Source organism: Kitasatospora sp. NPDC001225 (assembly GCF_053597855.1).
The window spans coordinates 1-1008 of sequence record NZ_JBSFJC010000499.1 but is presented as its reverse complement, the minus strand read 5'-3'; the positions used below and the strand labels follow the sequence as shown (position 1 = coordinate 1008).

Sequence of the window (1008 nt, the reverse complement as noted above, 5' to 3'; positions counted from 1 at the left end):
GTCTTGCCGTTCTCGTCCAGGGCCGTCTTGTAGCCGTATGCCGGTTTGCCGACGAGCCACTCCGTCTGGGTCTTGGCGTAGTCCCAGAGGCGCAGGGAAGGAGGACCGGGCGGGCGGCCGGTCAGCGGTCGACGTCAAGGACGATCTTGCCGGTGGTGCGGCGGGCGGTGAGGTCGTGGTGTGCCTGGCGGGCCTGGCCGAGCTTGTACAGCGGGCCGTTGAGCGGCTTGAGCCAGCCTTCGGTGACCGCCGTGAACAGCGCGGACATCGAGTCGTTGAGGTGGGTGCGGGAGGGGTAGAGGTTCGGCAGCCAGAAGCCGCTGACCGCCTTCGACCCGGCGAGCAGGCTGGTGATGGGCACGAGGCCCGTGGCGCCGGTCACTGAGCCGAAGACGGCGAGGCGTCCGCGCGGGGTGAGGGCGGCGAGGGTGGCGTGGACGACGTCGCCGCCGGTCATCTCCATCGCGGCGGTGACGTGGCCGCCGGCGGCGTCGAGGATCCGCTCGGTGAGGTCCTCGGTGGTGGAGGAGTCGACGACGGCGTCCGCGCCCAGCTCCGTGGCGATCAGGCGCTTCTCCTCGCTGGAGGCCATGGCGACGACCTTGGCGCCGGCGTGCTTGGCGAGCTGGACGGCGAGCGAGCCGACGCCGCCTGCCGCAGCTGGGACGAGGACAGTGTCCCCGGCGGTGACCCGCAGGTCGGTGAAGAGCAGGTGCCAGGCGGTGTTGCCCTGGAGCGTGAGCGCGACGGCGTCGTGGTCGGCGATGCTGTCCGGCACCTCAAAGGCGAGCTTCCGGTGGACGACGGCGGTCTCGGCGTAGCCGCCACCGCGGCTGAGCGCGATGTAGCGGCGCCCGTCCTCCGCGATGCCGAGTACCTCGTTGCCCGGCACGAACGGGGCGGGCATGGGCGCGGGGTATGAGCCTTCGCGCAGGTGGACGTCGGCGTAGTTGACGCCGGCCAGCCGGGTGCGGAGCCGAAGGTGTCCGGGGCGACTCTCGCCGGGGC

The 1008-nt window shown here is 72.0% G+C and carries 1 protein-coding gene; it reads right to left on the bottom strand.

Translation table 11 applies throughout. The annotated features are described in order from the left end of the window. Window positions 1–121: 121 nt before the first annotated feature. Window positions 122–1008, bottom strand: an 887-nt coding sequence (locus ACWDCZ_RS41745; RefSeq protein ID WP_449818780.1) for a quinone oxidoreductase family protein, incomplete at its 5' end; no start/stop codon positions are given.